The sequence below is a fragment of the Pseudomonas sp. FG13 genome, assembly GCF_057809755.1.
In genome coordinates, this window is sequence record NZ_JBMDKO010000098.1 from 1 (window position 1) to 3,676 (window position 3,676).

Annotated in this window: 4 protein-coding genes; all 4 read left to right on the top strand. The window is 62.2% G+C overall.

Annotation, left to right across the window (positions count from 1 at the left end; all coding sequences use genetic code 11):
- Positions 1–67: 67 nt before the first annotated feature.
- The 4 genes from ACODTO_RS29430 to ACODTO_RS29445 all read left to right on the top strand — a co-directional run bounded on the left by ACODTO_RS29430 (position 68) and on the right by ACODTO_RS29445 (position 3,329).
- Entirely contained in the window at positions 68–1,519 is a 1,452-nt protein-coding gene (locus ACODTO_RS29430) for an NAD-dependent succinate-semialdehyde dehydrogenase (protein WP_175387046.1), read from the top strand.
- Between the two features lie 21 nt (positions 1,520–1,540).
- On the top strand, positions 1,541–1,930 hold the full coding sequence (locus ACODTO_RS29435; RefSeq protein ID WP_139645298.1) for a carboxymuconolactone decarboxylase family protein: 390 nt from the start codon (positions 1,541–1,543) through the stop codon (positions 1,928–1,930).
- 81 nt (positions 1,931–2,011) lie between these two features.
- On the top strand, positions 2,012–2,764 hold the full coding sequence (locus tag ACODTO_RS29440) for a GntR family transcriptional regulator (RefSeq protein WP_139645296.1): 753 nt from the start codon (positions 2,012–2,014) through the stop codon (positions 2,762–2,764).
- 1 nt (position 2,765) lies between these two features.
- Positions 2,766–3,329 carry an NUDIX hydrolase gene (locus ACODTO_RS29445; protein WP_175362527.1) on the top strand — a complete coding sequence of 188 codons (564 nt, stop codon included), beginning with the start codon at positions 2,766–2,768 and terminating at the stop codon, positions 3,327–3,329.
- Positions 3,330–3,676 lie beyond the last annotated feature (347 nt).

Here is a 3,676-nt window from a genome sequence, read left to right on the forward strand (position 1 = left end):
GGGGATTTATCCCCTCGCCACAACGTAGCGCCAGGCGTCATTTTCCATCTTTATTTCAGGAGCCGGCATGAGTCCAGCAGCCTCGCAACTGTTCCGCCAGCAGGCCTACATCGACGGCCAATGGCTGGAAGCACCCGATGGCGCCTGCCAGGAGATCTTCAACCCGGCCACTGGCGAGTTGATCGGCCAGGTGCCAAACCTGGGCGCCGAACAGGCCCGCCAGGCCATCGCCGCCGCCAACAAGGCCTGGCCGGCCTGGCGCGGGCTGATCGCCAAGGAGCGCAGCCAGATCCTCAAGCGTTGGCACGGGCTGATGCTTGAAAACGCCGATGCACTGGCAGAAATCCTCACCCTCGAACAAGGCAAGCCATTGACCGAAGCCAAGGGCGAAATCCTCTACGCCGCCAGCTTCATCGAATGGTTCGCCGAAGAAGCGAAACGTATCTACGGCGACACCATCCCCAGCCACAAAGGCGATGCCCGGATCGTGGTGAGCAAGGAGCCCATCGGTGTCGTCGCGGCCATCACCCCGTGGAACTTCCCGGCGGCGATGATCACTCGCAAGGCCGGCCCCGCCCTGGCCGCAGGCTGTCCCTGCATCGTCAAGCCCGCACCGGAAACGCCCTTCTCGGCCTTGGCCATGGCGGCCCTGGCGGAACAGGCCGGGATTCCAGCGGGGATCTTCAACGTGGTGACCGGCGACGCTGTGGCCATCGGCGGTGAACTGACAGGCAGCCCGTTGGTACGCAAGCTGTCGTTCACCGGCTCCACGGCCATTGGCAAATTGCTGATGGCCCAGTGCGCGCCAACCTTGAAGAAGGTATCGCTGGAACTGGGCGGCAACGCCCCCTTCATCGTCTTCGACGATGCCGACCTGGAGCGCGCGGTGGAGGGTGCGCTGATCGCCAAGTTCCGCAATGCCGGACAGACCTGCGTCTGTGTCAATCGCTTCCTGGTGCAGGACGGCATTCATGATGCGTTTGTCACACGTCTGTCCGAGCGCGTGGTGCAATTGAAGGTCGGCAGCGGTTTCGAGGCCGGCGTCAGCCAGGGCCCGCTGATCAATGAGCGGGCCGTCGCCAAGGTCGAGGACCACGTGCAGGACGCCCTCGCCCACGGTGCCCGGTTGATCTGTGGCGGCGAGCGCCATGCCTTGGGGCACGGGTTCTTCCAGCCGACAGTACTGGTCGGCGTCACGACGCAGATGAAAGTCGCCCGGGAAGAAACGTTCGGTCCACTGGCGGCGGTCTTTCGCTTCGACGACGAGGCCCAGGCCGTGCAGATGGCCAACGACACCGATTCCGGGCTCGCCGCCTATTGCTACACCCGCGACCTGGGCCGGGCCTGGCGCATGAGCGAGGCGTTGGAATACGGCATGGTCGGCATCAATGAAGGGCTGATTTCAACCGAGGTGGCGCCGTTCGGCGGCGTCAAGACGTCGGGCCTGGGACGCGAAGGCTCCAAGTATGGCATCGAGGACTACCTTGAACTCAAATACACCCTGATGGGCGGGCTCTGAGCCCCACGGGAGACAATCGAAATGAGCAACGAGAAATATGAAAAAGGCCTACAGATCCGCACCCAGGTGCTGGGCGAAGCCTATGTGAAACGCTCCATCGAAAACGCCGACGACTTCACCCGGCCATTGCAGGAGATGGTCACCGAATACTGTTGGGGTCACGTCTGGGGCCGTGAGGGTTTGTCGCTCAAGGAACGCAGCATGATAAACTTGGCCATGATTTCAGCCCTCAATCGACCTCACGAACTCAAGCTGCATGTACGCGGTGCCTTGCGCAACGGCCTGAGTCGTGAACAAATACGCGAAATCCTGCTTCAGGTCGGTATTTATTGCGGCGTACCCGCGGCCGTCGACAGTTTCCGGCTCGCCCGCGAAGCCTTCGCTGAAGCCGATGCCGAGGCCTCCAGTTAACCTTGGCTGTTTTCGCAAAGAGCACGTCATGGTGATCGACGTGCTCTTTTTGCATGGACAGCCACCTAAAGAGCAACGCCCATGAAACGCCTGCCACTCGACGACAGCTTCAAGGTCAATCGAAACCCCGTCACCCTGCGCGAGATCGTGCTGGATAAGCTGCGTAGCGCCATCATGAACTTCCAGCTCCTGCCGGGAGATCGTCTGGTCGAGCGCGATCTGTGCGATCGCCTGGGCGTGAGCCGCACGTCAGTGCGCGAAGCCTTGCGTCACCTGGAGTCCGAAGGCCTGGTGGAGTTCGCCGATGCCAAGGGCCCACGGGTAGCGATCATCACCCTGAGCGATGCCGGTGACATCTATGAGCTGCGTTGCGTGCTCGAAGGGCTGATCGTCCAGTTGTTCACCCTGCGCGCCAGCGCCAAGGACATCAAGGCCCTCGAAAAGGCCCTGAAGGAAAACCGCGAGGCCCTCAAGGACGGCGAGCTGCAACAGGTGCTGGATTCGGTGCAGGGTTTCTACGACGTGCTGCTCGAAGGCTCCGGCAACCATGTGGCCGCGACCCAACTGCGCCAGTTGCAGGCGCGCATCAGCTACCTGCGGGCCACTTCGGTGTCCCAGGAAAACCGCCGCGGCGCCAGCAACCAGGAAATGGAACGCATCGTCGAGGCCATCAAGAGTGGCGATCCGCTGGCCGCCCACCAGGCTTCGGTGGACCACGTACGAGCCGCGGCCAAGGTTGCGCTGGAGTACCTCAAGCGCAAGCAGGAAGAGACCGGCGCCATTCCAGAAATCACGGCCCCCATCGCCCTGAAAGAACCCCGTATAGGACACTGACATGTTCAGCCCGAGCTTTTGTCCAAAGTGTGGCGGCAGCGACCTGAGTCAACGCCTGCCGGCGGGCGATACCCATGAGCGGCTGATGTGTGGCGGCTGCGGCTACATCCATTACGTCAACCCGAAGATCATTGCCGGCTGCATCATCGAGCAGGACGGTAAATACCTGTTGTGCCAGCGCGCCATCCCCCCACGTCCAGGCACCTGGACCCTGCCGGCCGGATTCATGGAAGGCAACGAAACCACCGAGCAGGCGGCGCTGCGGGAAGTCTGGGAAGAAACCGGCGTACGCGCGGAGATCGTCTCGCCCTACTCGATCTTCAGCGTGCCGAAGATCAGCGAGGTGTACATCATCTTCCGTGCCATCGCGCTGGAGAACACCGGCCAGTTCGGCCCGGAAACCCTCGCCTGCCAGTTCTTCGCCCCGGAGGACATTCCCTGGGACAGCATCTACTACCCGGCCATCCGCCAGATCCTCGAACGTTACATCGAGGAGCGCCAGGCCGGGGTCTATGGCATCTACATCGGCAACGACGACAGCGGCAAGATCCACTTCATCCGCTGACCCCTTTGTGAGAGCGGGCTTGCCCGCGAAGACGACAGGCCTGCCTGCATCCGCGTTGAATGTGTCACCGCTATCGCGAGCAGGCTCGCTCCCACAGGATTCAATGCCGTACACAAACCCTGCGCACACCAAAAATCCATTGTGGGAGCGGGCTTGCTCGCGAAGACGCCAGGCCTGCCTGCATCCGCGTTGAATGTGCCACCGCTATCGCGAGCAGGCTCGCTCCCACAGGGTTCGATGCCGTACACAGACCCTGCACACACCACAAATCCACTGTGAGAGCGGGCTTGCCCGCGAAGACGCCAGGCCTGCCTGCATCCGCGTTGAATGTGCCACCGCTATCGCGA

Excerpts from the sequence above, each read along its gene's own strand:
- ACODTO_RS29430 (WP_175387046.1), top strand. The coding sequence starts at position 68 with ATGAGTCCAGCAGCCTCGCAACTGTTCCGCCAGCAGGCCTACATCGAC.
- ACODTO_RS29435 (WP_139645298.1), top strand. The coding sequence starts at position 1,541 with ATGAGCAACGAGAAATATGAAAAAGGCCTACAGATCCGCACCCAGGTG.
- ACODTO_RS29440 (WP_139645296.1), top strand. The coding sequence starts at position 2,012 with ATGAAACGCCTGCCACTCGACGACAGCTTCAAGGTCAATCGAAACCCC.
- ACODTO_RS29445 (WP_175362527.1), top strand. The coding sequence starts at position 2,766 with ATGTTCAGCCCGAGCTTTTGTCCAAAGTGTGGCGGCAGCGACCTGAGT.